Origin of the sequence: Rubrivivax gelatinosus (assembly GCF_016583785.1) — a bacterium.
In the GTDB taxonomy this organism is placed as follows: domain Bacteria; phylum Pseudomonadota; class Gammaproteobacteria; order Burkholderiales; family Burkholderiaceae_C; genus Rubrivivax; species Rubrivivax gelatinosus_B.
Window position 1 is genome coordinate 1 of record NZ_NRRU01000221.1, and the last position, 1,059, is coordinate 1,059.

Here is a 1,059-nt window from a genome sequence, read left to right on the forward strand (position 1 = left end):
GCGATGCTGGCGGCGGCGCTGACCGAGACGGACCTGGGCAAGACCATGGGCGTTCTCGCCGTGGCGCTGTGCGCGGTCAACGTCTTCGGTGGCTTCCTCGTCACGCGGCGCATGCTCGAGATGTTCAGGAAGAAGGAACGCAAGCCGGCGGCGGAGGCGCACAAGTGAGCCTGAACCTCGTCACGCTGCTCTATCTCGTCGCGAGCATCTGCTTCATCCAGGCCTTGAAGGGCCTGTCGCATCCGACGACCTCGATCCGCGGCAACCTGTTCGGCATGATCGGCATGACGATCGCGGCGCTGACGACCGCGGCGCTGATCGTCAAGCTGGCGGGCTCGCCGCTGGGCCTGGGCTGGGTGCTGGCGGGCCTGGTGGTCGGCGGTGGCGCCGGCACGCTGATGGCCAAGCGCGTCGAGATGACCAAGATGCCCGAGCTCGTGGCCTTCATGCACAGCATGATCGGCCTGGCCGCGGTGTTCATCGCGATCGCGGTCGTCGCCGAACCCTGGGCCTTCGGCATCGTCGGCCGCGGCGAGCCGATTCCGGTGGGCAACCGCATCGAGCTGTTCCTGGGTGCGGCCATCGGCGCGATCACCTTCAGCGGCTCGGTCATCGCCTTCGGCAAGCTCAGCGGCAAGTACAAGTTCCGCCTGTTCCAGGGCGCGCCGGTCACCTTCAGCGGCCAGCACATGCTGAATCTGGTGCTGGGGCTGTCGGCGGTCGGCCTGGGCCTGGCCTTCGCCGCGACCGAGAACTGGGGCGCCTTCTTCGCGATGCTGGCGATCGCCTTCGTGCTGGGCGTGCTGATCATCATCCCGATCGGCGGCGCCGACATGCCGGTGGTGGTGTCGATGCTGAACAGCTATTCGGGCTGGGCGGCAGCAGGCATCGGCTTCTCGCTGAACAACAGCATGCTGATCATCGCCGGCTCGCTGGTGGGCAGCTCGGGGGCGATCCTCAGCTACATCATGTGCAAGGCGATGAACCGCTCGTTCTTCAACGTCATCCTGGGCGGCTTCGGCGGCGAAGGCACGACGGTGGTGGCGGGTGGCCAGGCAC

2 protein-coding genes are annotated in these 1,059 nt (G+C 67.1%); both read left to right on the forward strand.

The features are described from left to right. A partial coding sequence (locus CKO43_RS25475) for a proton-translocating transhydrogenase family protein (RefSeq protein WP_200380419.1) occupies positions 1-168 on the forward strand: 168 nt, incomplete at its 5' end. Further along, on the forward strand, positions 165-1,059 hold an 895-nt coding region (locus CKO43_RS25480; RefSeq protein WP_200380420.1), incomplete at its 3' end, for an NAD(P)(+) transhydrogenase (Re/Si-specific) subunit beta. The genes CKO43_RS25475 and CKO43_RS25480, both read left to right, overlap by 4 nt.